This window comes from Spirillospora sp. NPDC047279, assembly GCF_040643285.1.
In the GTDB taxonomy this organism is placed as follows: Bacteria; Actinomycetota; Actinomycetes; order Streptosporangiales; family Streptosporangiaceae; genus Spirillospora.
In genome coordinates, this window is the sequence record NZ_JBEYUA010000008.1 from 36360 (window position 1) to 62168 (window position 25809).

At 71.6% G+C, this 25809-nt stretch carries 19 protein-coding genes; 6 read left to right on the forward strand and 13 right to left on the reverse strand.

Annotated elements, in window-relative coordinates; all coding sequences use genetic code 11:
• The first annotated feature begins 65 nt into the window (after positions 1–65).
• Positions 66–3620, forward strand: coding sequence for a DNA polymerase III subunit alpha (gene dnaE, locus ABZ810_RS21465; RefSeq protein WP_358405606.1), 3555 nt, complete (start codon positions 66–68; stop codon positions 3618–3620).
• Positions 3621–3657: 37 nt separating this feature from the next.
• Here dnaE and ABZ810_RS21470 read toward each other — a convergent pair whose 3' ends face one another.
• Entirely contained in the window at positions 3658–4158 is a 501-nt protein-coding gene (locus ABZ810_RS21470) for a DUF664 domain-containing protein (RefSeq protein WP_358405609.1), read from the reverse strand.
• A gap of 60 nt (positions 4159–4218) precedes the next feature.
• Between ABZ810_RS21470 and ABZ810_RS21475 the strand changes: the two genes are divergently transcribed.
• On the forward strand, positions 4219–4782 hold the full coding sequence (locus tag ABZ810_RS21475; protein ID WP_358405611.1) for a hypothetical protein: 564 nt from the start codon (positions 4219–4221) through the stop codon (positions 4780–4782).
• A gap of 123 nt (positions 4783–4905) precedes the next feature.
• Here the strand turns inward: ABZ810_RS21475 and ABZ810_RS21480 are convergent, their stop codons facing one another.
• From ABZ810_RS21480 to ABZ810_RS21535, 12 genes are all read right to left on the reverse strand, one after another.
• Positions 4906–5850: an SMP-30/gluconolactonase/LRE family protein gene (locus tag ABZ810_RS21480; protein ID WP_358406267.1), complete on the reverse strand. Its 945-nt coding sequence runs from the start codon at positions 5848–5850 to the stop codon at positions 4906–4908.
• A gap of 28 nt (positions 5851–5878) precedes the next feature.
• A complete protein-coding gene (locus ABZ810_RS21485; protein WP_358405613.1) occupies positions 5879–7033 on the reverse strand; it encodes an aldose epimerase family protein in 1155 nt (384 codons plus the stop codon).
• Positions 7030–8397, reverse strand: a complete 1368-nt coding sequence (locus ABZ810_RS21490) for an aldehyde dehydrogenase family protein (RefSeq protein WP_358405615.1) — start codon at positions 8395–8397, stop codon at positions 7030–7032. Before ABZ810_RS21490 ends, ABZ810_RS21485 begins: the two co-directional genes overlap by 4 nt.
• Before the next feature lie 23 nt (positions 8398–8420).
• On the reverse strand, positions 8421–9746 hold the full coding sequence (mmsB, locus tag ABZ810_RS21495; protein ID WP_358405618.1) for a multiple monosaccharide ABC transporter permease: 1326 nt from the start codon (positions 9744–9746) through the stop codon (positions 8421–8423).
• A complete protein-coding gene (gene mmsA / locus ABZ810_RS21500; RefSeq protein WP_358405620.1) occupies positions 9743–11296 on the reverse strand; it encodes a multiple monosaccharide ABC transporter ATP-binding protein in 1554 nt (517 codons plus the stop codon). The genes mmsB and mmsA overlap by 4 nt, the downstream gene beginning before the upstream one ends.
• Positions 11297–11300: 4 nt before the next feature.
• Positions 11301–12431 (reverse strand): multiple monosaccharide ABC transporter substrate-binding protein, encoded by a 1131-nt coding sequence (gene chvE, locus ABZ810_RS21505; protein WP_358405623.1) that lies wholly within the window; start codon positions 12429–12431, stop codon positions 11301–11303.
• A 25-nt stretch (positions 12432–12456) separates the two neighbouring features.
• Positions 12457–13428, reverse strand: a complete 972-nt coding sequence (locus ABZ810_RS21510) for a hypothetical protein (RefSeq protein ID WP_358405625.1) — start codon at positions 13426–13428, stop codon at positions 12457–12459.
• Between the two features lie 17 nt (positions 13429–13445).
• Entirely contained in the window at positions 13446–14453 is a 1008-nt protein-coding gene (locus ABZ810_RS21515) for an alcohol dehydrogenase catalytic domain-containing protein (protein ID WP_358405628.1), read from the reverse strand.
• A complete protein-coding gene (locus ABZ810_RS21520; RefSeq protein ID WP_358405630.1) occupies positions 14450–15622 on the reverse strand; it encodes a mandelate racemase/muconate lactonizing enzyme family protein in 1173 nt (390 codons plus the stop codon). The genes ABZ810_RS21515 and ABZ810_RS21520 overlap by 4 nt, the downstream gene beginning before the upstream one ends.
• 131 nt (positions 15623–15753) lie before the next feature.
• Positions 15754–16803: a LacI family DNA-binding transcriptional regulator gene (locus ABZ810_RS21525; RefSeq protein WP_358405633.1), complete on the reverse strand. Its 1050-nt coding sequence runs from the start codon at positions 16801–16803 to the stop codon at positions 15754–15756.
• A 164-nt stretch (positions 16804–16967) separates the two neighbouring features.
• On the reverse strand, positions 16968–17969 hold the full coding sequence (argF, locus tag ABZ810_RS21530) for an ornithine carbamoyltransferase (protein WP_358405634.1): 1002 nt from the start codon (positions 17967–17969) through the stop codon (positions 16968–16970).
• 19 nt (positions 17970–17988) lie between these two features.
• On the reverse strand, positions 17989–19209 hold the full coding sequence (locus ABZ810_RS21535) for an arginine deiminase (RefSeq protein ID WP_358405637.1): 1221 nt from the start codon (positions 19207–19209) through the stop codon (positions 17989–17991).
• A 142-nt stretch (positions 19210–19351) separates the two neighbouring features.
• Here ABZ810_RS21535 and arcC point away from each other — a divergent pair, with 142 nt between their 5' ends.
• Genes arcC through ABZ810_RS21555 form a run of 4 tightly spaced genes read left to right on the forward strand, consistent with a single transcriptional unit; the run spans position 19352 to position 25783 of the window.
• The gene (gene arcC, locus ABZ810_RS21540; RefSeq protein WP_358405639.1) at positions 19352–20293 is read left to right on the forward strand and encodes a carbamate kinase; all 942 of its coding nucleotides are present in this window, start codon (positions 19352–19354) and stop codon (positions 20291–20293) included.
• Complete coding sequence (locus ABZ810_RS21545; protein WP_358405641.1) at positions 20290–23034, forward strand: cation-transporting P-type ATPase; 2745 nt, start codon at positions 20290–20292, stop codon at positions 23032–23034. Before arcC ends, ABZ810_RS21545 begins: the two co-directional genes overlap by 4 nt.
• 1 nt (position 23035) lies before the next feature.
• On the forward strand, positions 23036–24442 hold the full coding sequence (locus tag ABZ810_RS21550; RefSeq protein ID WP_358405643.1) for an amino acid permease: 1407 nt from the start codon (positions 23036–23038) through the stop codon (positions 24440–24442).
• A 21-nt stretch (positions 24443–24463) separates the two neighbouring features.
• On the forward strand, positions 24464–25783 hold the full coding sequence (locus ABZ810_RS21555) for an APC family permease (RefSeq protein WP_358405645.1): 1320 nt from the start codon (positions 24464–24466) through the stop codon (positions 25781–25783).
• Positions 25784–25809: the final 26 nt, after the last annotated feature.

Sequence of the window (25809 nt, forward strand, 5' to 3'; positions counted from 1 at the left end):
CCACGGTTTCCGACGGTGGAATGCGGGACGCCGACGAGCAATCTACAACCGTGGGGAGTGGCTCAGTGGATTCTTCCGTGGACCCCTTCGTGCACCTTCACGTCCACACCGAGTACTCGATGCTCGACGGGGCCGCGAAGATCGGGCCGCTGGTGGCCGAGGCCGCGCGGCAGGGCATGCCCGCCGTCGCGATGAGCGACCACGGCAACGTGCACGGGGCGTACGAGTTCCACCAGGCGGCGGTGAAGGGCGGCGTCAAACCGATCCTGGGCATCGAGGCGTACGTGGCGCCGGGGCCGCGCGGGCGGCGCGAGCCGGTGTTCTGGAGCGACGACCCCGGCCTGCGCAGGTCCGACGAGCGCACCGGCGCCGGCGGGGACGTGTCGGGGCGCGGCCTCTACACGCACATGACGATGTGGGCCGCCGACGCCGGCGGCCTGCGCAACCTGTTCCGGCTCCAGTCCCGCGCCTGGCTGGAGGGGCGCGCGCAGAAGTACCCGCGGATGGACGACGAGCTGCTCGCCGAGCACGGCCGGGGGATCATCGCGACCACCGGGTGCCCGTCGGGCGCGGTGCAGACCCGGCTGCGGCTCGGGCAGTACGACGCGGCCGTCGAGGCCGCGGCGCGCTACCGCGACATCTTCGGCGCGGACTCCTACTACCTGGAGCTGATGGACCACGGCCTGCCGATCGAACGCCGCGTCCGCGACGACCTGCTGCGGATCGGCCGGGACCTCGGCCTGCCGCCGCTGGCCACCAACGACTCCCACTACGTGACCGAGGACCAGGCGGAGGCGCACGACGCGCTGCTCTGCATCGGCACCGGCAAGCGGCTCGCCGACGCCGAGCGTTTCCGTTTCCCGGGCAGCGGCTACTACCTGAAGTCCGCGGCCGAGATGCGGGCGATGTGGGACACGGAGGTGCCGGGGGCGTGCGACAACACGCTGCTCATCGCCGAACGTGCCGGGGACTACGGCGAGGTGTTCGCCCACCGCGACCTGATGCCCAAGTTCCCCGTGCCGGAGGGCGAGACCGAGGGGTCCTGGCTGCGCGCCGAGACGCTGAGGGGCGCGCGGGAACGGTACGGGGACGACCCGCCCCGCGAGGTCGTGGACCGCATCGACCACGAGCTGTCGGTCATCGGGGACATGGGGTTCCCCGGCTACTTCCTGGTGGTCGCAGACATCTGCCGGTACGCCCGCGCGAACGGGATCGGGCTCGGCCCCGGGCGCGGGTCGGCCACCGGCTCGGTCGTCGCGTACTGCACCGGGATCACCGGGCTCGACCCCCTCGAACACCGGCTGATCTTCGAGCGTTTCCTCAACCCCGAGCGCGTCACGATGCCCGACATCGACCTGGACTTCGACGACCGGCGCCGGGACGAGATGATCGAGTACGTCACCCGGCGGTACGGCGACGACCGCGTCTGCCAGATCGTCACGTTCAGCACGATCAAGGCCAAGGCCGCCGTGAAGGACGCCTGCCGGGTGCTCGGCCTCCCGTACGCCGTCGGCGACCGGATCACCAAGGCGTTCCCCGCCGCGGCCGGCGGCCAGGAGATCCCGCTCGCCGCCGTCCACGACCCGGCGCACCCGCGCCACGGCGAGGCCGCCGAACTGCGGCGCATGTACGAGGAGGAGCCCGAGGTCAAGCGTGTCCTCGACACCGCCCGCGGCGTCGAGGGGCTGACCCGCGGCACCGGGATCCACGCCGCCGGCGTGATCCTGTCGTCGGAGCCGCTGCTCGACGTGCTGCCGCTGGCGCGCCCCAAGGCCGACGGCCCGGTCGTCACCGCCTTCCCGTTCACCCAGGCCGAGGACATGGGCCTGCTCAAGATGGACTTCCTCGGCCTGCGCAACCTCACCGTCATCAACGACGCCATCGCGGGCGTCAAGGCCAACAAGGGCCTGGACATCGACATCCTCGACGTCCCGCTGGACGACGCGACCACCTACGAGCTGCTGGCGCGCGGCGACACGCTCGGGGTGTTCCAGCTCGACGGCGGCGGGATCCGCACGCTGCTCAAGCTGATGCGGCCGACCACGTTCACCGACATCGCCGCCGTGAACGCCCTCTACCGGCCGGGCCCGATGGAGATGAACGCGCACACCAACTACGCGCTCCGCAAGACCGGCCGCCAGGAGGTCGAGCCCATCCACCCCGAGCTCGCGGACGCCCTCGAACCGATCCTCGGCGACACCTACCACCTGGTCGTCTTCCAGGAGCAGGTCATGGCGATCGCCCAGCAGCTCGCCGGCTACTCGCTGGGCGCCGCCGACATGCTGCGCCGCGCCATGGGCAAGAAGAAGAAGGAGGTGCTGGACGCCGAGTGGGACCGCTTCAGCGGCGGCATGCGCGAACGCGGATTCTCGGCCGGGGCGATCCAGGCCGTGTGGGACGTCCTCGTGCCGTTCAGCGGCTACGGCTTCAACAAGTCGCACACCGCCGGATACGGCCTGGTCTCGTACTGGACGGCGTACCTGAAGGCCAACCACCCCGCCGAATACCTGGCCGCCCTGCTCACCTCCGTGGGCGACGACAAGGACAAGATGGCCGTCTACCTGTCCGACTGCCGGCGCCTGGGCCTCAGGGTGCTGCCGCCGGACGTCGACCAGAGCATCCGCGACTTCGCCGCCGTCGGCGCCGACATCCGCTTCGGCCTGGGCGCGGTCCGCAACGTCGGCGCGGGCGTCGTCGACGCGATCATCGCCGCCCGGGAACGGCACGGCGCGTTCGCCGACTTCAGCGACTTCCTCGCCAAGGTCCCGGCGTCCGTCTGCAACAAGCGGGTGATCGAGTCGCTCGCCAAGGCCGGGGCGTTCGACGGCCTCGGCCACGACCGCCGCGGCATCGTCACCGTCCACGAGCAGGCGGTCGACGCGGTCGCCGAGGTCAAACGCCATCAGGCGCACGGCCAGGACACCCTCTTCGGCTCCGCCGCCGAGCCGGGCACCGGCACGCTGGTCGCCGTCCCCGAAGGCGAGTGGGACCGCGCCACCCTGCTCGCCCACGAACGCGAGATGCTCGGCCTCTACGTCTCCAGCCACCCGCTGGACGGCGCGGAACCCCTGCTCCAGGCCCATCGCGACGTCTCGCTCGCCGACCTGCTCGCGTCCGGCCGCACCGACGGGACGGCGCGCGTGAGCGGCATCGTCTCGGCGCTCCAGCGCAAGGTCACCAAACGCGGCGACCCCTGGGCGATCCTCACGGTCGAGGACCACGACGCCGCGCTGGAATGCCTGGTCTTCCCCAAGAGCTACCTGCTGTACGGCGACCTGCTCGCCGAGGACCTGGTCGTCTCCCTGCGCGGGCGCCTGAACGTCCGCGACGAGACCCTCGGCCTGTACGTCGAGGAGGTGACGGCGCTCGACATGACCGTCGACGAACGGCCCGTGACGATCTCCGTCGCGGAGTCCCGGGTGACGCTGGGCCTCGTGCGGGAGCTGAAGCGCGTCCTGGACACCCATCCCGGCCGTACCCCGGTCCACCTGCTGCTGCGCCGCCGCGGCGCCAAGGACGTGCTCTTCGACCTCCCGCCGTTCCGCGTCACCCCCGGGCCCGCGCTCTACGGCGACGTCAAGTCGCTCCTGGGCGCGAACGCCATCGAGCTGACCGCCTGACCGCCTGACCGCGTGATCGGCCTGGCCGTTCGACCGCCTAGAGGAGCCCGCGCACGAACGCCGCCTGCCCCGCGTGCTGGAGGTCGTCGGAGACGACGCTCACCAGCCGCACCCCCAGCGTCACCGGGGGATCCCAGGCCTCGTCCACGATCCGGGCGAAGTCGTCGTCCTTCAGCGTCCGCACGTACTCGACGGTCTGCTCGTGGACCGCGTCGTGATATCCGGTCAGCAGGTCACCCGACGCCACCCGGACGGCGGCCACCTGATCGGTGGTGTGCCCGTACCCGGTGTCGAGGGGGTTCAGCGCGAGGTCGAGCCGGTCGGCCCAGCCCTGGGCCGTCCACACCTGCTCCAGCCCCGCCGCGTCCGCGATGTGGTCGTCCTGCACCCGGGTGAGGTGCCATACGAGCCAGGCGATCGAGTTGGACCTCCCGTCCACCCGGAACGCGAGATCGTCGGCCGACGACCCCTCCACGACCCCGTGGACCACGTCCCTGATTCGCTCGAACGCGTCCGTGAGCAACTCCGAACTGGTCATTCCAGGACGCTACCCATCGAACCCATCGCAAACACCCGCTTGACCTGGCAGGATCCCCGCATGGATCTCCAGGGCACCGAGGCGGTGGCCGCCCGCCTCGCCGGCGAGTTCGGCACCCGTCCCCCCAAGGTCACCGCCGGCCGGCCGCAGCCGGTGGGGCTCGGCATCCGCGGGAAGTTCTACGGGCGCAGACCGCGGCTGGTGATCGACCCGGCGGTGGACCGCCTGACGCCGGACGAGCTCGAAGGGCAACTCGCGGGCGTGGTGGCCGCGTTCACGCTCCGCCGGGGCTTCTTCGCGCGCGCCCTGCTGAGCTTCGCCGCCGTCTGCGCCTGTGGCCTCCTCACCGGCCCGCTCCTCTCCGGCGTGCCCTCTCCGCTGCGCACCCTCGCCGGCGTCGTGGGCGTCGCCGTCTGGCTTGCGCTCCTCATCCTGGCCCACCGGGGGTGGATCTACCGGGCCGACCGGAGGGTCGTGGAGGTGCGCGGCACGCGCCACTTCCTCGCCGCGCTCGAGGCCGAACGCCGCTACCGGCCGGTCGGCGGCCCGGTCTCCCTGCGGTCGATGCCCGACCCGGACCGTCGCGCCGAACGTGTCGCGTCCGGAACCGCGTCGGCCGGCTGAGCGGTGTCGGCAGGTTGAACGTGCCGGCCGGAGGACCTGGTGCCCCGGCGGGATGGACCCGGCCGGGGCGGGAGGGGAGTTGCCCCGGCCGGGGTGCCCAACTGCATGCCCCGCAATTCGCGCTTACAACTTCGCCGAGGTGGAGAAGGCGGGGGCGGGAAGACCTTGGCCCGCGTCGGGGAGGACGAAGAGGGCGCCGGCGTTCGGGTCGCCGGCGGGCGCGCCGGTCCTGGCGGTGGTGACGTAGAGGTCGCGCAGTCCGGGCCCGCCGAAGGCACAGGCGGTCGTCTGGGGGGTGGGGACCTCCAGGGTGCGGTCCAGCGCGCCGGCCGGGGTGTAGCGCAGGACGCGGCCCGCGCCCCACAACGCCACCCAGACGCAGCCGTCGGTGTCGACGGTGAGCCCGTCGGGCTTGCCCGGGACCTCGGTGAGGGGACGGCGGCGGCGGGGACCACCGGGGGTGAAGTCGAAGACGTCGATGCGGCCGGTGGGCGTGTCGACGTAGTACATGAGGTCGGCCGCGGGGCTCCACGCGATGCCGTTGCTGACGGTCACGTCGTCGAGGACGGTGGTCACGCCGCCGTCGCGGGCGACGCGGCGCAGCCGGCCGCCGCCGGAGGCCTCGTCGTAGCGCATGGTGCCCGCCCAGAAGGCGCCGTCGGGGCCCACGGCCGCGTCGTTGCCGCGGACGCCGTCGGCGGGCAGGTGGGCGAGGTAGGCGAACCCGCCCTCGTCGTCGTGGAGGGCGACGCCGTCGCGGAGGTTGACGACCAGGCCGCCGCCGGCGCGCGGCTTGGCGGCCCCCACGTGCTGCGGCGTCCGCAGGACCTTGTCGCCGCCCGTCGACGGGTCGTAGGCGTGGATCTCGCAGCCGAGGATGTCGACCCAGATCAGGGTGCTGGTGACCGGGTCCCAGGTGGGGCCCTCGCCGAGGGTCGCCTGGGCCGGGAGGGCGATGTCGATGGCTGCTCCTGGAGGTCGGGGTCCCGCCCTGGGGGCGTGCCGCCCGTGGGGAAGGCGGCACGCCCGTTCAGTGGGGCGCGAACGTGCGGGGAACGCGGCCGTCAGCGTGCGGAGACCGCGCGGACCGGCGTTGTCAGCGTGCGGAGAACGCGTAGGTCGTCGTGGTGCGGTAGGTCTCGTCCGGGCGCAGGGTGGTGGACGGGAAGTTCGGCTTGTTGGGGGAGTCCGGGTAGTGCTGGGTCTCCAGGCAGAACCCGTCGCCCTGCCGGTACATGCGCCCGCTCGTGCCCACCAGGCGGCCGGTCAGGAAGTTGCCGGAGTAGAACTGGATGCCCGGCTCGGTGGTGCGGACCTCCATCACGCGGCCGGAGGCGGGCTCGGTGACGCGGGCGGCGGGGCCGCCGCCGTCCAGGACGAAGTTGTGGTCGTAGCCGCGGCCGATGACCATCTGCGGGTGCCCGTCGCGGATACGTTCGCCGATCGCGGTGGCCTTCCGGAAGTCCAGCGGGGTGCCCTGGACCGGCGCGATCTCCCCGGTGGGGATGAGGGTGGAGTCGACGGGCGTGTACTTCGAGGCGCCCAGCTGAAGCCTGTGGTCGTAGATGTCGCCGGAGCCCTCACCGGCGAGGTTGAAGTAGGTGTGGTTGGTCAGGTTGACGACGGTCGCCTTGTCGGTGGTGGCCTCGTACCCGATGCGCAGTTCGTTCTTGGGCGTGACGGTGTAGGTGACCGTGGTGCGCAACGTTCCGGGGTAGCCCTCCTCGCCGTCGGGGCTGACGTAGGAGAGGCGCAGGCCCGCCGAGTCGCGGCCGCGGACCGGTTCGGCCTTCCAGACGCGCTGGTCGAAGCCCTTGGCGCCGCCGTGCAGGGTGTTCTTCCCGTCGTTGGCGGTGAGCGGGTACGTCGTGCCGTCGAGGGTGAACCTCGCGTCGCCGATGCGGTTGCCGTAGCGGCCGATGATCGCGCCGAAGTAGGGGTTCTCGGTCCGGTAGGTGGGGCTGAGGTAGCCGTCCAGGGTGCCGAACCCGAGGGCGACGTTGCCGGGACGGCCCCGCCGGTCGGGTACTTCGAGCGACTGCACGATGCCGCCGAAGGTGATGACGCGGACCTTCATGCCGTGGCCGCTCGACAGGGTGTAGCGGTCGATCTTCGTGCCGTCGGGCATCGTGCCGAACGGCTCCTTGGTGACGGCGGAGGCACCGGCGGCCGACGCGGGCGCGGCGGCGGTGACGCTCATCAGGCCGCCGGCCAGCAGGGCGGCGACGGCCAGGGGTGGGACGGGTCTCATGGGCGTTCCTCTCTCAATGGGGGAGGCAGCAGGCGAGACGGGGTGTCCTGGTAGGCGACGGGGACGAGGAAACGGCGGATGGCCGCCGTTCCCATGGAGGTGTGCAGCGGGGCGGTGGTGGCGGGCCAGGGGCCTCCGTGGTGGGTGGCGGGGCCGATGGCGACGCCGGGCGGCCAGCCGTTGGTGACGATCCGGCCGGCCCTGCGGCGGAGCAGGGACATCACACGCCGGACGAGCGGGTCGTCCTCGTCCTCGGCGTGCACCGCCGCGGTCAGGGTGCCGGGCATGGTGTCCAGCACCCCGAACAGGTCCTCTTCGGTGCCGTACTCGACGATGACGGCCGCGGGCCCGAAGTGCTCCTCCCAGAGGTCGTCGGGCACCTCCCCGGCCGGGACCGTGAAGACGACGGGACGGGGGTCGCCGGCGGGCGGCGTCCCGTACAGGGTCGTGAGCCGCAGGCTCAGGGCCGTCGCGTCCGCGGTGAAGGCGTCCGCGATCGCGGGGGTGAGCATGCGGTGCGGTTCGACCTTCGCGGCTTCGCGCCCGATCGCCCCGTCCAGGCCGTGGCCGCCGGGCAGGAAGACGACACCGGGCTTGGTGCAGAGCTGCCCGGCGTTGGTGGAGATCGCGGCGACCAGGCCGGCCGCGATCTCCGCGCCGCGTTCGCGGACGGCGGCGCGGGTGACGACGACCGGGTTGACGCTCCCCAGCTCGCCGTAGAACGGGATGGGGTCGGGGCGCGCGCACGCGAGGTCGAACAGGGCCCGGCCGCCCCGGGTGGAACCGGTGAACGCCGCGGCCCGGATCGCCGGGTCGGTGACGAGCGCCCGGCCCGCCTCGAAGCCCGACACGACGGCGAACGTGCCGGACGGTGCGCCGGACAGCGCGTCGGCGACCAGGTCGGCGGTGCCGCGCGAGGTGCGGGGATGGCCGGGATGGCTCTTGAGCACGACCGGGCAGCCCGCCGCGAGCGCGGCCACGGTGTCGCCCCCCGCGACCGAGATGGCGAACGGGAAGTTGCCCGCCGCGTAGACCGCGACCGGGCCGATCGGCTCGTTCATGCGGCTGACCGGGCCGTCGACGGTGACGTCGAGGAACGCGCCGGAGGCGGCGACCTCGGCGAAGAGCCGGGCCTGCCCGGTGGTGCGGGCGAGCTCGGCCCGGAGCCGGTCGGGGGCCAGGCCGGTCTCCTCGGCGGCGAGCGTGACCAGGTCCGCGGCATAGGCGTCCAGGTTGTCGGCGATCGTGGTGAGCAGGCGGGCCCGTTCGGACAGCGGGAAACGGTCGAGGTCGGCGAGCTCGGGCGCGGCGCGCCCGGCGGCGGCGCACGCCGCCGCGACCTCGTCGGGAGTGGAGTCGGGCATCGGAGATCTCCTGCGGCGCGCGGTCAGCGGAGCAGCGGGGAGCCGGAACGGCGCTTGGTCCAGACGTCGAACGCGACGGCGGCCAGCAGGACCAGGCCCTTGACGAGCATCACGCGCTCGCTGGGCGCGCCCATCAGGGACATGCCGTTGTTGATCACGCCCATGATGAGGCCGCCGGTGATCGCGCCGACCACCTTGCCCACCCCGCCCTGGACCGCCGCGCCGCCGATGAACGCGGCGGCGATCGCGTCCAGCTCGAAGGTGTTGCCCGCCGTCGGACCGGCCTGGTTGAGCCGGCCCGCGAAGATGATCCCGGCGAGCGCGGACAGCACGCCCATGTTGACGAACAGCCAGAACACCACCGACTTGGCCTTGACGCCGGAGAGCACCGCGGACTGGAGGTTGCCGCCGACCGCGTAGATGTGCCGGCCGAACACCGAGCGGCTGGTCAGCAGCGAGTAGCCGAGCACCAGCGCGCCCAGCAGCACCAGCACCCACGGCAGGTTGTGGAAGCGGGCGAGCTGCACCGCCACCGCCATGATCAGGCCGCCGGCCAGCACGATCTTCGCCACGAAGACCGGCAGCGGGTCGACCGTCTGCCGGTACCCGATGCGGGCCTTGCGGGTGCGCCACTGCGAGACCGCGAGCGCGGCCACCACGGCGGCACCGAGGAGGAGGCTGACGACGTCGGCGCCGCCCAGCGCGCCGAGCCCGATGTTGCCGAGGTAGCCGTTGGTGAAGCCGTTCGACAACGTGCGGACCTCGTCCGGGAACGGGCCGATGCCCTGGTTGCCCAGCACGGTGAGCGTCAGTGCGCGGAACAGCAACATCCCGGCCAGCGTGACGATGAACGACGGGATGCCGAAGTAGGCGATCCAGTAGCCCTGCCACGCCCCGATCGCGCCGCCCGCCGCCAGCGTGAGCACCAGCGCGAGCGGCCAGGGCACGCCCTGCTCGACCATCAGCCAGGCCGCCACCGCGCCGGTGACGCCGACCAGCGAGCCGACCGACAGGTCGATGTGGCCGGAGATGATGATCAGGATCATCCCGATCGCCAGGATCAGGATGTAGGAGTTCTGCACGATGATGTTGGAGATGTTCTGCGGCTGCAGCAGGTCTCCGCCGGTCAGCACCGTGAACAGCACGACGATCAGCGCGAACGCGACGTAGATGCCGCTCTGCCGGACGTTGATCGTGAGGTGCGCGAGCGACCGGCCGTTCGACGGCGGCGTGCCGGCGGCGCCGGCCGGGCCGGTCGCGCGGTCCGGCCCGGCCGCGCCGCCGCGGTCCGTCGCCTTCGACAGGCCCCCGGTGTCCCCGGTGGCCTTCCCGGGCGCGCTAGGGCTCATGGGGACTGCTCCCTCTCCTGTGTCATGAAGTACATGAGGCGTTCCTGGGTGGCGTCCGCGCGCGGCACCTCACCGGTGATCCGCCCGGCCGCCATCGTGTAGATCCGGTCGCACATGCCGAGCAGCTCCGGCAGCTCGGAGGAGATCAGCAGGATCGCCTTCCCCTCGCCCGCCAGCCGGTTGACGATCGAATAGATCTCGTACTTGGCCCCGACGTCGATGCCCCGGGTGGGCTCGTCGAGGATCAGCACGTCCGGATCGGTGAAGATCCACTTGGACAGCACGACCTTCTGCTGGTTGCCGCCGCTGAGCTGCCCGGTGACGCTCAGCACCGACGGCGCCTTGATGTTCATGCTGGTGCGGAACTCGTCGGCGACCCGGTACTCCTCGTTGTCGTTCACCCAGCCCCAGCGGGCGAGCTTGCCGGGCTTGGCCGCCGCCACGTTCCGCTTGATGGTCTGGATCAGGTTGAGGCCGTACCGCTTGCGGTCCTCGGTCGCGTACGCGATGCCGTGGCCGATCGCCTCGCGCACCGAACGTGCCCGGATCTCCGCGCCGTCCTTGTAGAGACGGCCTGAGATCCCGGTGCCGTACGAGTGGCCGAACACGCTCATCGCCAGCTCGGTCCGGCCCGCGCCCATCAGCCCGGCCAGCCCGACGATCTCGCCGCGGCGCAGCGTGAGACCGGCCCCCGCCACCACCTTCCGGTCGGGCTGCGCCGGGCTGTGGACCGTCCAGTCCTCGATCCGGAGCGCCTCGGCGCCGATCTCCGGCTCGCGCGGCGGGTAGCGGTGCTCCAGGTCGCGGCCGACCATCCCGGTGATGATGCGGTCCTCGGTGACGTCGGCGACCGCCGGGTCCAGCGTCTCGATCATCCGCCCGTCCCGCAGGATGGTGATCGAGTCGGCGATCGCCTGCACCTCGTTCAGCTTGTGCGAGATGATCACGCAGGTGATGCCGTGGTCGCGGAGCCCGCGCATCAGGTCGAGCAGATGCGCGGAGTCCTCGTCGTTGAGCGCGGCCGTCGGCTCGTCCAGGATCAGCAGCCGCACCTGCTTGGACAGCGCCTTGGCGATCTCCACGAGCTGCTGCTTGCCGACGCCGAGCTCGGCGATCGGCGTCACCGGGTTCTCCGCCAGTCCCACCCGGGCCAGCAGCTCGCCGGCCTCGTGGTTGGTGCGGTTCCAGTCGACGAAGCCCTGCCCGACCACACCGGGCCCGACCCGCTCGTTGCCGAGGAAGATGTTCTCCGCGATCGACAGCTGAGGGCAGAGCGCCAGCTCCTGATGGATGATGACGATGCCGTGCGACTCGCTGTCGCGGATGCCGCCGAACCGGCACGGCTCCCCGGCGAAGAGGATCTCCCCGTCGTACGAGCCGTGCGGGTACACCCCGGACAGCACCTTCATCAGCGTGGACTTCCCGGCGCCGTTCTCCCCGCAGATGGCGTGGATCTCGCCGCGCCGCACCGACAGGTCGACGTCCTTCAGGGCGGTCACGCCCGGGAAGGTCTTGGTGATGCCCCGCATGCGCAGGATCTCGTCGGCCATGCGATCAGCCGCCCAGCTGGGCCTGCGTGTAGTAGCCGGTGTCGACCAGCGCCGAGGTGACGGTGGACTTCTCGACGATCATCGGCTGGAGCAGCTGCGACGGGACGACCTTGACGCCGTTGTCGTAGTCCTTGGTGTTGTTGACGGTCGGCTTGCCGCCCTTGAGCACCGTGTCGGCCATCTTCACGGTCTCGGTCGCCAGCTGCCGGGTGTCCTTGAAGATGGTGGAGTACTGCTCGCCGGCCAGGATCGACTTGACCGACGCCAGCTCCGCGTCCTGCCCGGTCACCACGGGGTACGGCTGGCCGCTGGTGCCGTAGCCGTTGCTCTTCAGCGCCGACAGGATGCCGATCGACAGGCCGTCGTACGGCGACAGCACGCCGTCGACCTTCGCGCCGCTCCGGTAGGTCTTGGTGAGCAGGTCCTCCATGCGCTTCTGCGCCGTCGCCGGGTCCCAGCGGAGGATGGCGATGTTCTTGAAGTCCTGCTGGCCGCTCTTGACGACGAGGGTCTTCTTGTCGATGTACGGCTTCAGCACCGACATCGCGCCGTTGTAGAAGAACGTGGCGTTGTTGTCGTCCGGCGAGCCGGCGAACAGCTCGACGTTGAACGGGCCCTTGGCCTCGCCCTCGGTGCCGTCGGCGTTCTTCAGCTTGAGGCCGATGAGCAGCGAGGTCGCCTGCTGCACGCCGACCTTGAAGTTGTCGAACGTGGCGTAGTAGTCGACGTTCGGGCTCTTCCGGATCAGCCGGTCGTACGCGATGACCGGGATCTTGTTCTGCGCGGCCTGCTCGAGCTGTGTGGTGAGGGTGGTGCCGTCGATCGAGGCGACGACGAGCAGCTTGGCGCCCTTGGTGATCTGGTTCTCGATCTGGCTGACCTGGGTCGGGATGTCGTTCTCGGCGTACTGGAGGTCCACCTTGTAGCCGAGCTTCTCCAGCCCGGCCTTGACGTTGTTGCCGTCGCTGATCCAGCGTTCGGACGACTTGGTCGGCATCGTGACGCCGATCAGCGCGCCCTTGGTGGCGCCCGACCCGGCCTCCTTGTCGATGGTCTTCTCGCTGGAGCCGCAGGCGGTCATCGCGAACGCGAGCGTGACGGCGGTGGTCGCGGTGGTGAAACGGCCGAGTCTCATCTCGTTCTCCTTCGGGGTGGGGGTCTCAGAAGGTGGTCATGGCTGCTTCGGCGGCGGTGGCCGGGAACCGCCGGAGCTCTCCCGGGTCGCGGGAGCCGAGGGGGGACATCCCGCCGTCCGCCCCGAGCCGGGCGAGGGTGTCCAGGACGAGCCGGCCGCGCCGCACCCGCTCGCGCCCGCTCTCGACGGCGACGGAACGCAGGTGATGGCCGGTCGGGTAGACGGACGGCGCGTTGCGCAGCCCGAACTTCAGGTAGATGGGCGCGCCGCAGCGCACCAGCTCCGCCGCGTCGTACAGGCGGACGTGCCCGCCGAGGTCGTCGGGCGCCTCGACGTAGAAGTCCATGGGCGCGGCGCTCACCGCCCGGATCTCGGCGAGCTGCGCGACGGTCAGGTCGCTGGGCACGTTGACCGAGTCGGCGCCCAGGCCCTCCCAGACCGCGTACGCCGCCGGGTTGACCGGCCCGACCAGCGCCGACACCTTGAACGTGGTGCCGGCGGGCAGCCGCCCGGCCGAGCGCAGCCGGTGCAGCGTCCAGAGCACGCCCTCGTCGGCGACCAGCAGGGACGGCACGCCGAGGGCGACGGCGCGCTCGGCGTCCGCGACGCACTGGGCGAGCTGGTCGCGGCCGCGGGCCCGGGGGCCGGACCCGGGGTAGGAGCGGCCGCCCGCGCCCGGCTCCCAGGAGCCGCGCGGGCCGAGGAAGAGGCACAGCTCGATGTCGCGCTCGGCGCAGCCGGCGACCATCTCGCCGATCTCGGCGTCGGTCAGCATCCAGACGCCGCTGCCCTGGCTGACGCGGTGCAGCGGCACCGACAGCCGCTCGCTCTCGGCCAGGACGGCGGCCAGGACGGCCGGTCCCTCGCAGGACGGCAGCTCGGTGCGCCACGTGCCGCCGTCGGGGAAGCTCCGGGCCGACGCGGGCGGCGGGGCGGGGCGGTCCGGGAAGCCGAGCGCGCTCAGCGCGTGCTCTCCGGGGAACGGGACAGGGTCCATCGGGGGTGGCTCCTGGATCAGTCGAGGTCGGGGCGGAGGAGGATCTTGCCCGCGCCGGGGGTGGCGCTCAGGGCGAGGGCTTTCTCGAAGTCGGTGAGCGGGAGCTCGTGGGTGATGAGCGCGGCCGGCCGCAGCACGCCGCTGGTGAACGCGCGCACCGCGTACGCCCAGTCGGCGGGGCCGGAGCCGAAGACGGTGTGCAGGGTGAGCGCCCGGGTGACCAGCAGCGCGGTGGGCACGGTGTCGTCCGGATCGGCGGGGATGCCGGTGACCACCACCCGCCCGCCGCGCCGCGACAGGGCCACCGCCGCGTGGGCGGTGCCGGGCGCGCCGGCGGTCTCCAGCACCACGTCGAACGTGCCGTCGGCGGCCTCGCCGGGGCTCAGGAACGACGTCGCGCCCGCCTCCTCCGCCGCCGCGCCGCGTTCGGCGCGCGGGTCGATGGCGACCAGCCGGGCGGGGGAGGCCGCGGCCAGCAGCTGGAGGGCGAGCATCCCGAGCGTGCCCGCGCCGACCACCGCCGCCGTCTCGCCGGGACGCAGCGCCGCGTGCCGGACGGCCGAGGCGACGACGGCGGCGGGCTCGAGCAGCGCCGCGGCCCGCATGTCGGCGTCCGGCGCCAGCACGTGCAGGAGCCGGGCGGGCAGCAGCAGGTGGTCGGCGAACGCGCCGGGCCTGGTGAACCCCGTCTCGTCGTACCCCGACAGGCACAGGTTGGGGAACCCGTCGCGGCACGGCCCGCACACCAGGCACCCCCGGTGGCCCTCGCCGACGACGCACGCGCCGAGCAGGCCGGGGTCGGTCTGCGGCCCGGCCGCCACGACCGTGCCGGACCACTCGTGGCCGGGCGTGACCGGGTAGGAGACGAACCCGGCGGGCCGGCCGCCCTCGAACAGCTCGCGGTCGCTGCCGCACAACCCGGCGGCGCTCACCTTCACCAGCACCTCGCCGGCACCGGGCACGGGCTGCTCGCCCTCGGCCAGGCGCGAGGCGCCCGGCCGGTCGACGACGACGGACCGGCTCATCGCCCCGTCCCGTCATGGCGCCGCGACCCGTCCCTCTTGTGCCAGTCCTCGGAGAAGAGGTCGAAGTCGGCCGCCTGCCGGGGGAAGTCGACGAGCGCGTCGTGGTCGAGCTCGATGCCGAGCCCCGGCCCCTCGGGGATCGCGAAGTGGCCGTCGACCACCTCGGGCAGGCCCCGCACGATGCTCTTGACCGGCGCGTCCGCGAAGTCGTTGAAGTGCTCAAGGATCTTGAAGTTGGGCACCGAGACGCCGAGCTGGAGGGTGGCGGCGGTGAGCACGGGCCCGCCGACGTTGTGCGGGGCGACCAGCACGTAGTGCGTCTCGGCGGTCGCGGCGAGCTTGCGCGCCTCGCTGATGCCGCCGATGTGCCCGACGTCCGGCTGGATGATGTCGGCGGCCTGCGACTCGAACAGCTCGCGGAACTCGATGCGGTCGTGGATGCGCTCACCGGTCGCGATCGGCAGGACGGTGTGCCGGGAGACCTTGGCGAGGGCCTTCAGGTTCTCCGGCGGGCAGGGCTCCTCGATCCAGGACGGGGCGAACGGCTCCAGGAGCCCGGCGACCCGGATCGCGGTCGCGGGGGAGAAACGGCCGTGCATCTCCACCAGCAGCTCGCGCTCGGGGCCGATGGCGTCGCGCACCGCCTCGACGAGGCCGATGGAGCGCATCGTCTCGGCGTGGTCGAGCTCCAGCCTGCCGTGGCCGAACGGGTCGAGCTTGAGCGCGTGGTAGCCGCGTTCGACGACGCGGGTGGCGGCGGCGTGGAACTCCTCGGGGGTGCGGTCCACGGTGTACCAGCCGTTGGCGTACGCCTTGACGCGGTCGCGGACCTTGCCGCCGAGCAGCCGCCAGACGGGCTGGCCGAGCGCCTTGCCGACGATGTCCCAGCAGGCCGTCTCGACGCAGGCGATGCCCGACATGACGATCTCGCCGGCCCGGCCGAAGTCGCCGTACTTCATCCGCTGGACCAGGTCCTCGATGTCGAACGGGTCGCTGCCGGCGATGTGGCGGCTCTCGGCCTCGGCGAGGTAGCCGAGCAGGGCGTCGGTGTGGCCGAGCATCCGGGCCTCGCCGACGCCGGTCAGGCCCTCGTCGGTGTGCACCGTGACGAGGGTGAGGTTGCGCCACGGCGTCCCCACCACATGAGTGCCGATCTTGGTGATGCGCACGGCTGGGATGTCCTCCGATGGTCGAGCAAGCGTTAGCTCTTGTTAGCGCTAACATTTCACCGCGAGCGCCGCTCAGGGCGTTCTCGGTGCGTGGTCAGTGCGTCAGGGGCGGTGCGTCACGGGGGCCGGGGTCAGGACACGGGTGGCGCCGCGGTGCTCTCGCGGACGACCAGTTCGGGTTCGACGGTCAGCGGCGGACGGTTTCTCGCGCCGTCGGCGAGCGGGTCGGCCATACGTTCCAGCAGGAGCCGGACCGCATGCCTCCCCACCTCGCCGAACGGCTGCCGGACACTGGTGAGAGGGGGCGCGAAGTAGGGGGACTCGGGGACGTCGTCGAATCCGGCGACGCTCACGTCCTCGGGGACGCGGCGCCCCGCCTCGCGCAGTGCGCGCAGCAGGCCGAGCGCCATCGGATCGTTGGCCGCGAAGACCGCGGTCACCGCCGGGTCGGCGGCGAGCCGCCGGCCCAGCTCGTAGCCCGAACGCGGGCTCCAGTCACTCGATTGCAGCGGTACGGGCACCGGGCGGCCCTCGGCCTCCAGCACCGACCGCCAGCCCACGACGCGTTCGCTGGCGTCGATCCAGTCGGCGGGGCCGGCGATGTGCCACACGGTCCGGTGCCCCAGGCTGAGCAGGTGCCGGGTGACCCGCACGCCGCCCGCCCGGTTGTCGACGGCCGCGACCGGCACCGGCAGGTCGTCGCCCGCGCCGACCACCACGACGGGGAAGTCGGGCGGCAGCCCGCGCAGCCCGGCGGCGGCCGAACGGTGCGGGGCCAGCACGATCGCGCCCTCCACGGACTGGGCGCGCAGCCGGTCGACGCCGTCCTCGATGGCGGCCCTGGTCAGGGCGCTCAGGCTGGCGATGCTCACCGTGTAGTCGGCGGCGCGCGCCGCCTGCTCGATGCCGTACAACGTCGAGGCCGGGCCGTACAGCGTCGTGTCGAAGCTGACCACGCCGAGCACCCCGGACCGGCCGGTGACCAGCATCCGGGCGGCCGAGTTGGGCCGGTAGTCCAGCTCGCGCATCGCGGCCAGCACCCGGGCCCGGGTCTGCGCCCGTACCTTCTCCGGGGTGTTGAGCACCCGGGACACGGTCATCGCGGAGACGCCGGCCAGCGCCGCGACGTCGTCCATGACGGCCGCGCGGGAGGGCACGGGCGGGGGTGTGTCGGCCGTCACGTGACCTCCTTCACATCCGGGTCCTTTCGCATGTTTGCGCTAACCAACGGATCACGTCAATAGCCCAGCTCGAATTAGTGGTAGCGCGAACATTCCGGTGCCAGGTCAGGAGCACGACGAGGGCCCGGCCGGTCCAGGACCGGCCGGGCCCTCGAGCGCGCGGCTCAGCCGAGGGTGGCGACGAGGATCGCCTTGATGGTGTGCAGGCGGTTCTCGGCCTGGTCGAAGACGATGCTGGCGGGTGACTCGAAGACCTCGCCGGTCACCTCCAGGCCGGACGACATGCCGGTGTGCTCCATGATCTGGCGGCCGACGGTCGTGTTCGTGTTGTGGAACGCGGGCAGGCAGTGCATGAACTTCACCGCGGGGTTCCCGGTCCTGCCGAGCAGGTCGGCGTTCACCTGGTACGGCTTCAGGAGCCCCACCCGGTCCTCCCACACGTCCTTGGCCTCGCCCATCGACACCCACACGTCGGTGTGGACGAAGTCGGCCCCCGAGACGGCCTCGGCAGGATCCTCGGTGACGGTGACGCGGGCCCCGGTGCGCCCGGCGATGTCCTCGGCGACGGCGACGACGTCCTTGGGCGGGTGCAGCTCGGCCGGCCCGGCCAGCCGCACGTCGCTCCCCATCAGCGCGCCCATGACGAGCAGGGACCGGCCCATGTTGTACCGGCAGTCGCCGACGAACGCGTAGGAGATGCGCTCGAACGGCTTGTGGCTCTCCTCGTGCATGGTGAGGAAGTCGGCGAGCATCTGCGTGGGATGCCACTCGTTGGTCAGCCCGTTGTAGACCGGCACCCCGGCGTGCTCGGCGAGCGCCTCCACGTCCGACTGGCTGTTGCCCCGGAACTCGATGGCGTCGTACATGCGGCCGAGCACGGCGGCGGTGTCGGCGACCGACTCCTTGTGCCCCAGCTGGGAGCCGGTCGGGTCCAGATAGGTGACGTGCGCGCCCTGGTCGAACGCGGCGACCTCGAACGCCGACCGGGTACGGGTGGAGGTCTTCTCGAAGATGAGCGCGATCTCCTTGCCGTCGAGGCGCTTCACCTCCGTGCCGGCGTACTTCGCCGACTTGAGCGCGCCGGCGAGGCGCAGCAGGAAGCGCAGCTCGCGCGGCTCGAAGTCGGTCTCCTTGAGGAAGCTGCGGTTTCTCAGGTTGTAGGACACGAACGGCTCCCGATGCTGGTCAGAAAGCGGGGTCACGCTGGAGCGGGCAGGTCATGCAGTGCGAGCCGCCGCGGCCGCGGCCGAGCTCGAAGCCCTCGATCGTGATGACCTCGACCCCGGCCTTGCGCAGGGCGGTGTTGGTGCCGGTGTTGCGCTCGTAGGCGATGACCACGCCGGGTTCGAGCGCGACGACGTTGTTGCCGTCGTCCCACTGCTCGCGTTCGGCGCCGAAGGAGTCGCCGCCGGTCGGGACGACGCGCATCCGGTCCACGCCCAGTGCCCGGCCCATCAGCTCGGGCAGCGTGCCGTCCTGCTCCTCGACGACGAGGTCGTCGGGGGTCTCGCCGGGACGGACCGACCAGGTGCGCGCCTCGTCGATCACCTGGGGGAACAGCGTGACCACGTCGCGGTCGCACATCGTGATGACGGTGTCGAGGTGCATGTAGCTCCGCGACTTCGGCAGGTGCACCGCGAGCACCTGCCGGGCCGAACCGGCCCGGAACAACGATCGGGCGATCCACAACACCGCCTGGGGCGTGGTGCGCTCGCCCATGCCGATCATCACCGCGCCGTTGCCGATCGGCTGCACGTCGCCGCCCTCGACGTGGATGCGCCCCCAGTCCTCGCCGGAGCCGCCCAGCCAGATCGGGAACTTCTCGGCCGCGAACATGGGGTGGAACCGGTAGACCGCCTCCAGGAGCATCGTCTCCGGCTTGCGGGCGGGCTTGGTCATCGGGTTGAGCGTGACGCCCTCGAAGATCCAGCAGGAGGGATCACGCTGGAACAGGAAGTTCGGCAGCGGCGGCAGCAACATCCCGGTGGGGTCGGCCGACTGCCACACCAGCCCGATGTCCTGGCTGACGTCGGTCCTGGTGATCCCGCCGATCAGGAACTCGGCGACCTGCACCGCGTCCGCCTCCGCCACCCACTCGCGCGCCCGCTGGGCCGCGGCCGCGCCCACCTCGCGTTCGTTCAGGACATGCGTGCTGACCCAGTCGCGGGCCTCGGCACCGGCGAGCGCCTCGGCCAGCAGGTTCTCGGCGTGGTGGACCTCGACCCCGCGCTCGCGCATCACCTCGCAGAACGCGTCGTGCTCGGACTTGGCCCTGCTCACCCACAGGACGTCGTCGAAGAGCAGTTCTTCGGCGTTGGAGGGAGTCAGCCGGGCGTGCTCGAGGCCGGGCCGGTGGACCATGACCTGACGCAGCCTGCCGACCTCGGAGTGCACTCCGAACGACACGTTGATCACCTCGTTTCAGTCTTTTCGTGATCGCAGAATCCGTGCGCGAGGGCCGGGCGTGCATCACTCCGCGCGGGTGAGGCGGCGGCCCGCCGTCCGGGTGATCGTCGCTATGCCGGATGGGGCGACGAGGAGGTCAGCCGTGAGAATCGTGATCGCGCTGGGCGGCAACGCGCTGCTGCGCCGGTCGGACCCGATGACGACCGAGGTGCAGCGGCGGAACGTCCGGATCGCCGCCGAGGCGATCGCGCCGCTGGTCGCCGACCACGACGTCGTGGTGGTGCACGGGAACGGGCCGCAGGTCGGGCTGCTGTCGCTCCAGGCCGAGGCGTACCACGACGCCGAGCCGTACCCGCTGGACGTGCTGGACGCGGGCACCCAGGGAATGATCGGCTACCTCGTCCAGCAGGAGCTGCGCAGCCTGCTGCCGGCGACCCACCAGGTGGTCACCCTGCTGACGATGATCGTGGTCGACCCGGGTGATCCGGCGTTCGCCGACCCCACCAAGTTCGTCGGCCCCGTCTACCCCGAGGACGCCGCGAACAAACTGGCGGCGGACAACGGCTGGACCTTCCGGAAGGACGGCCGGGATTGGCGCCGCGTCGTTCCGTCGCCGCAGCCGCGGCGTATTCTGGAGATCCAGCCGATCACCTGGTTGCTCGACCGGGGCGCCGTCGTCATCTGTGCGGGCGGCGGCGGCATTCCCACCATGTATCCCGCGTCGGCGCCGGGCGAGCTCGTCGGGGTCGAAGCGGTGATCGACAAGGACCTGGCGAGCGAGCTGCTCGCCGAGGACATCGGTGCCGACCTGTTCGTCATGGCCACCGACGTCGACGGCGTCTACGTCGGATGGGGCACACCGGAGCAGCGGCGGCTCGACCGGGTGACCCCGGCCGACCTGGCCGCCCACGAGTTCGCCGCGGGCTCCATGGGCCCGAAGGCCGAGGCGGCCGGCCGGTTCGCGGCCAAGACCGGCAACCGGGCGGCGATCGGCGCGCTGTCCGACATCGCCGGGATCGTCGCGGGTGACGCCGGCACGAACGTCGTCGCCCGGACGGTGCCCGCACCCGAGGAGGAACGGTGACCGCCCAGACCCCTGACCTGGCGCCGAAGGCGCCCGACACCGGGCCCGCGTGGCACACGCTGCCCGCGGCCGAGGTGCTGGCCGCGCAGAAGGTGGACGAGGAGCACGGGCTCGACGCCGCCGAGGTGACCTCGCGCACCGGGCGGTACGGCCAGAACACCTTCGTGACGGCCGAGCCCGAGCCGCGCTGGCACGCGTTCCTCCGCCAGTACGCCGACTCGATGCAGATCGTGCTGCTGGTGGCCGGTGTCGGCAGCCTCTACCCGCTCAAGGAGTGGGAGACCGGCTTCATGCTGCTGGCCCTGACGTTGTTCAACGCGGTGCTCGGGCTGCGGCAGGAGGGCAAGGCGGCCGCCGCGGTCGCGGCCCTGCAGAAGATGATGATCGTCCACGCGCGGGTCAGGCGCGCGGGGAAGCTGGAGCGGATTCCGGCCGAGGAGCTGGTCCCGGGCGACATCGTCGCGATCGAGGCGGGCGACGTCGTCCCCGCCGACGGCCGGCTGCTGCGCGCGGCGACGCTGGAGGTCGCCGAGTCGGCGCTCACCGGCGAGAGCCTGCCCGTGACGAAGGGCACCGGCCCGGTCGAGGGGGACGACACCCCGCTCGGCGACCGGTCCGGCATGGTCTACATGAACACCAACGTCACCCGTGGTGCGGGTGAGTTCGTCGTCACGGCGACCGGGATGGCGACCGAGGTCGGGCACATCTCCGGGCTTCTGCACGAGGAGCAGGACGACAAGTCGCCGCTCACCCGCCAGCTCGACCGGCTCACCCACCAGATCCTCTGGATCGCGGCCGTCGCGCTGCTCGTCTCGGCCGCGCTGAACCTCGCCCGCGGCGACTCGTTCACCGCCGTCTTCCAGGCCGCGGTGGCGTTCGCGATCGGCGCGCTCCCCGAGAACCTGCCCGCCGTGGTCACCACGATCCTCGCGTACGGGACGCAGTCGCTGGCCAGAGCGGGCGCGATCATGAAGCGGCTGCAGTCGACCGAGACGCTCGGCTCGACCTCGGCCATCAACTCCGACAAGACCGGCACGCTCACGCTCAACCAGATGACCGCGGTCCAGATGGCGGTCATCGGCCGCCGCTACACGGTCGAGGGCAAGGGCTACTCCACGGCCGGCCAGATCACCCGGGTCGCCGGGCAGTCGGAGGTCCCGCTCGACCCGTTCCTGCTGCCGATGGTGCTGGCCTCGGACGCGGTGATCGAGGACGGCGAGCTCATCGGCGACCCGACCGAGGGCGCGCTGGTCGCGCTGGCCGCCAAGGGCGGGGTGGGCGCAGTCCAGACCCGGCAGGCCTATCCGCGCGTCGCCGAGCTGCCGTTCGACGCCGCGTACAAGCTGATGGCCACGTTCCACCGGATGACCGGCGACGACGGGCAGGAGGTCGTCCGCTGCTTCGTGAAGGGCGCGCCCGACCAGCTGCTCGCCCGCGCGGCGAAGGTCTACGACGCCGACCACGGCTCGATGCCCGCCGACGGCGACTTCCGCCGGCTCTACCTGGACGAGAACGAGCGGCTCGGCGCCCAGGGGCTGCGGGTCATGGCGACCGCGCGCAGGGACTTCCACCCCGCGTCCTTCGACCCGGACGCCGACCTGCTCCCGCTCGTCACCGACCTGGAACTGCTCTCGCTGGTGGGCATCGTCGACCCGCCCAGGCCCGCCGCCAAGGACGCCATCGCCACCGCCGCGAAGGCGGGCATCCGGGTCCGGATGATCACCGGTGACCACGCCGTCACCGCCAAGGCCATCGCCGGGCAGCTCGGTATCGAGGGCAAGGTGATCTCCGGCGCCGAGTTCGGCGCGATGACCGACGAGAAGGCGCTGGAGGAGATCGACGACATCGGCGTGATCGCCCGGGTCACGCCCGAGCACAAGGTCCGCCTCGTCGACATGCTCAGGAAGCGCGGCCAGATCGTCGCGATGACCGGCGACGGGGTGAACGACGCGCCCGCGCTGAAGAAGGCCGACATCGGGATCGCGATGGGCGTCACCGGCACCGAGGTGACCAAGGAAGCCGCGGTGATGGTCCTCACCGACGACGACTTCTCCACCATCGTCAAGGCCGTCGAGCTCGGCCGGGGGCTCTACGACAACCTCACCAAGTACATCCGCTTCCAGATGGGCTGCCTGTTCGGCTTCATCACCTCGTTCCTGGGCGCGAGCATCTTCAACATCGTCGGCGGCGTGCCGTTCCTGCCGCTCCAGACGTTGTGGATCAACTTCACCACGCTGCTCTTCCAGGCGATCGGGCTCGGCTACGGCGAGCCGGCGACCGGGTTGATGGAACGCCGGCCGCGCCGGCCCGACCGGCCCATCCTGACCCGCGGCGCCATGGCCTGGCTCGCGTGCGTCGGCCTGGTCATGGGCGTCGGCACGCTCGGCGTCGCGAGCTGGGCCGAGCAGGCGCACTCCACGCCGATCGCCTACACGATGGGCGTCGTCACGTTCTCGCTGTTCTCGCTGTTCTTCTCGATCGCCACCAAGGACGAGCTCCGGACGGTCTTCAGCCTGGAGACGGTCGCCGACCGCAAGTTCAACGTCGCCACGGCCGCGTCGATCGTGACCCTCGTCCTGACGACGTCGCTGGAGCCACTCCAGAAGATCCTCGACACCACCGAGCTCAACGGGCGCCAGTGGCTGATCTGCACCGGCGCCGCGTTGTCGATCGTCGTCGTCTCCGAGATCCGCAAGGCCCTGCTGCGGCGCGGATCGCCGTCGCCCGCCGTGAGGAGCTGACATGACGGACCCCGTGGACACCAGCGGCCCGGTCGCCGGCGAACCCGCGCGAGACGAGCCGCACCGGTTCGGGCTCACCACCGCGATGGCGCTCATCGTGGGCAGCATCATCGGCGTCGGCATCTTCAACCTGCCGACCTCGCTCGCGGCCTACGGCCCGATCAGCCTGGCGTCGATGGCGCTGACGACGGTGGGAGCACTCGTGCTCGCGCTGCTGTTCGCCGCGTTGTCGCGGCGGCTGCCCGCGGACGGCGGCCCGTACGCCTACGCGCGGGTCGCGTTCGGCAACCGGCTCGGGTTCGCGAACGCCTGGTCGTACTGGATCACCGTCTGGGCCGGCAACGCCGCGATCGCGGTCGGCTGGGTGCTGTACGTCGAGGAGTTCGTCAACACCGGCCACAACAAGCTGGGGTCGGTGCTGCTCGTGCTCGCCGGCCTGTGGATCCCCGCGCTGATCAACCTCGGCGGCGTGAAGAACATGGGCTCGGTCCAGGTGGTCACGACGGTCCTCAAGTTCGCCGTGCTGGCCTTCATGTCGACCGTCGGGCTGTTCTTCGTCAAGAGCGCCAACTACACGCCCTGGAACGTCAGCGACCAGAGCGCCGTCGCGGCGATCGGGGGCGGGATGGCCATCGCGCTCTTCAGCTACCTGGGCGTCGAGACGGCCGCCGTCGCCGCGGCGAAGGTCCGTGACCCCGACCGCAACGTGCCCCGGGCGACCATCCTCGGCACGCTCGCCACCGCGGTCGTCTACATGTTGTCGCTCACCGCGGTGTTCGGGATCCTGCCCGCGTCGGAGCTCGCCGAGGCCAACGCCCCGTTCTCCGACGCCGCCAACGAGATCTTCGGCGGCACCTGGGCCGGGAACGTCATGGCGCTCGCCGTCATCGTCTCCGGGTTCGGCGCGCTGACCGGCTGGACCATGATCTGCGCCGAGATGCCGCTGGCCGCCGCCAAGGACGGGCTGTTCCCCGAACGTTTCAAGCGGCTGTCCAAGAACGGCGTGCCCGCGTTCGGGATCATCGCCTCCACCGTGCTCGCCTCGGTCGCGATGGCCGTCAACTACCTGGGCTCCGCCGGCGAGACGGCGTTCACCACGCTGGTGCTGATGACGGGGATCACCGCGGCGGTCCCGTACGCGTTCTCGGCGCTGGCGCAGATCAAGTGGCGGCTGGCCGACCGCCGCGCACTCCACGCCGCGCGCTTCGCCCGCGACATGACGGTCGCCGTCGTCTCGCTGGTGTTCGCGATCCTGTTCATCTGGTACTCGCGCAACACCGGGAACGACTTCTGGGTCTACTGGGCGCCGTTCCTGCTGGCAGGGGGCGCGATGGTGCTCGGCATCCCCGTCTACAAGGCGCAACGCCGCCACATGTCCGAGCCCGGCTCGGTCCCGGATTACCGCTGACGGCTGAACGAGGCGACGAACATGACCACCCCACCGGAGAACGCGGACACCTCACAGAAGTACCTCTCGATACGCCAGGCGGCCTTCATCGGCGTCGGCGCGATGGTCGGCGCGGGCATCTTCGCGCTCCTGGGCGCCGCGGGCGAGGTCGCCGGGGCGGCCGTCTGGTTGTCGTTCCTGCTCGCCGGTGTCATCGCCGTCCTCCAGGGATACTCGTTCGCCAAGCTCGGCGCCCGCTATCCCACCGCGGGCGGCCTGCTCGAGTACGTGGCGAAGGGGTTCGGCAACGGCCACCTGACCGGCGTCACCGCCTGGCTCACCTACTCGGCGAACGCCATCGTGACCGCGATGGTGGCCGTCTCGTTCGGCAACTACGCCAGCGACATGTTCACCGACCAGAACGAGGTCTGGGCCAAGGCGTTCGCCGCGCTGATCATCATTGTGATGACGGCGGTGAACATCGTCGGCTCCGAGCTCGTCGCGCGGGCCCAGACCGTCATCGTCTACATCGTCCTCGGCATCCTGGTCATCTTCGCGTCGGTGACGCTCTTCAACATGGACCCGTCCCTGCTGGCGTTCGGGGACTACCCGCCGTTCCGCGACATCGTCTCCAGCGTCGCGCTGACCTTCTTCGCGTTCCTCGGCTTCGGCATCATCACCTTCACCGCCAGGGACCTGGCGCGCCCGTCGCAGCAGTTGCCGCGCGCGATGTTCCTCGCGCTCGGCATCGCGACGGTCATCTACGTCGCCATCGCGCTGGGCGTGTTCGGCACGCTCAGCGTCGACAAGGTCATCGAGTCCGGCGGCACCGCCCTCGCCGTCGCCGCCGAACCGTCCCTCGGCCAGGCGGGCTACTGGCTGATGAGCGTCACCGCCCTCTTCTCCACCGCCGGCGCCACCAACGCGGGCCTCTACCCGGCGGCCGGCCTCTCCGACCGCCTGGCGGAGACCGGCCAGTTCCCCGGCCTCATGGCCCGCCGCGTCGGCGGCCGGGCCTCGGCCGGGCTCCTCATCGAGGCCGGTGCCTGCCTCGTCCTGGCGATCGTCTTCAAGCTCGACGCCATCGCCTCCATCGGCAGCGCCGTCGCCCTCCTGATCTTCACGTTCATCACCGCGGCGCACTTCCGCGTCCGCACCGAGACCGGCGCCCGCACCTCGATCCTCGTCGTCGCCATCGCCGCCGCCGGGATCGTCCTCCTCACGTTCGTCTTCACGACCCTCATCCACGAGCCGGCCTCCATCGCCGCCATCGGCCTCATCCTCGCCCTGAGCGTCCTCCTCGACTACGGCTGGAAACGTTCCCGGGGAGCGCGGGCCCACCGGGCGAAATCCCAGGCCTGACCCGCGGTCGCGGGTCGATCGTGAAC

What these genes read in the sequence shown, in the direction of transcription:
- ABZ810_RS21515 (WP_358405628.1), bottom strand. Translation starts at nt 14,453, where the DNA reads ATGAGCCGGTCCGTCGTCGTCGACCGGCCGGGCGCCTCGCGCCTGGCC.
- ABZ810_RS21485 (WP_358405613.1), bottom strand. Translation starts at nt 7,033, where the DNA reads ATGAGACCCGTCCCACCCCTGGCCGTCGCCGCCCTGCTGGCCGGCGGC.
- mmsA (WP_358405620.1), bottom strand. Translation starts at nt 11,296, where the DNA reads ATGGCCGACGAGATCCTGCGCATGCGGGGCATCACCAAGACCTTCCCG.
- mmsB (WP_358405618.1), bottom strand. Translation starts at nt 9,746, where the DNA reads ATGAGCCCTAGCGCGCCCGGGAAGGCCACCGGGGACACCGGGGGCCTG.
- chvE (WP_358405623.1), bottom strand. Translation starts at nt 12,431, where the DNA reads ATGAGACTCGGCCGTTTCACCACCGCGACCACCGCCGTCACGCTCGCG.
- ABZ810_RS21550 (WP_358405643.1), top strand. Translation starts at nt 23,036, where the DNA reads ATGACGGACCCCGTGGACACCAGCGGCCCGGTCGCCGGCGAACCCGCG.
- ABZ810_RS21475 (WP_358405611.1), top strand. Translation starts at nt 4,219, where the DNA reads ATGGATCTCCAGGGCACCGAGGCGGTGGCCGCCCGCCTCGCCGGCGAG.
- ABZ810_RS21490 (WP_358405615.1), bottom strand. Translation starts at nt 8,397, where the DNA reads ATGCCCGACTCCACTCCCGACGAGGTCGCGGCGGCGTGCGCCGCCGCC.
- ABZ810_RS21555 (WP_358405645.1), top strand. Translation starts at nt 24,464, where the DNA reads ATGACCACCCCACCGGAGAACGCGGACACCTCACAGAAGTACCTCTCG.
- ABZ810_RS21510 (WP_358405625.1), bottom strand. Translation starts at nt 13,428, where the DNA reads ATGGACCCTGTCCCGTTCCCCGGAGAGCACGCGCTGAGCGCGCTCGGC.
- ABZ810_RS21470 (WP_358405609.1), bottom strand. Translation starts at nt 4,158, where the DNA reads ATGACCAGTTCGGAGTTGCTCACGGACGCGTTCGAGCGAATCAGGGAC.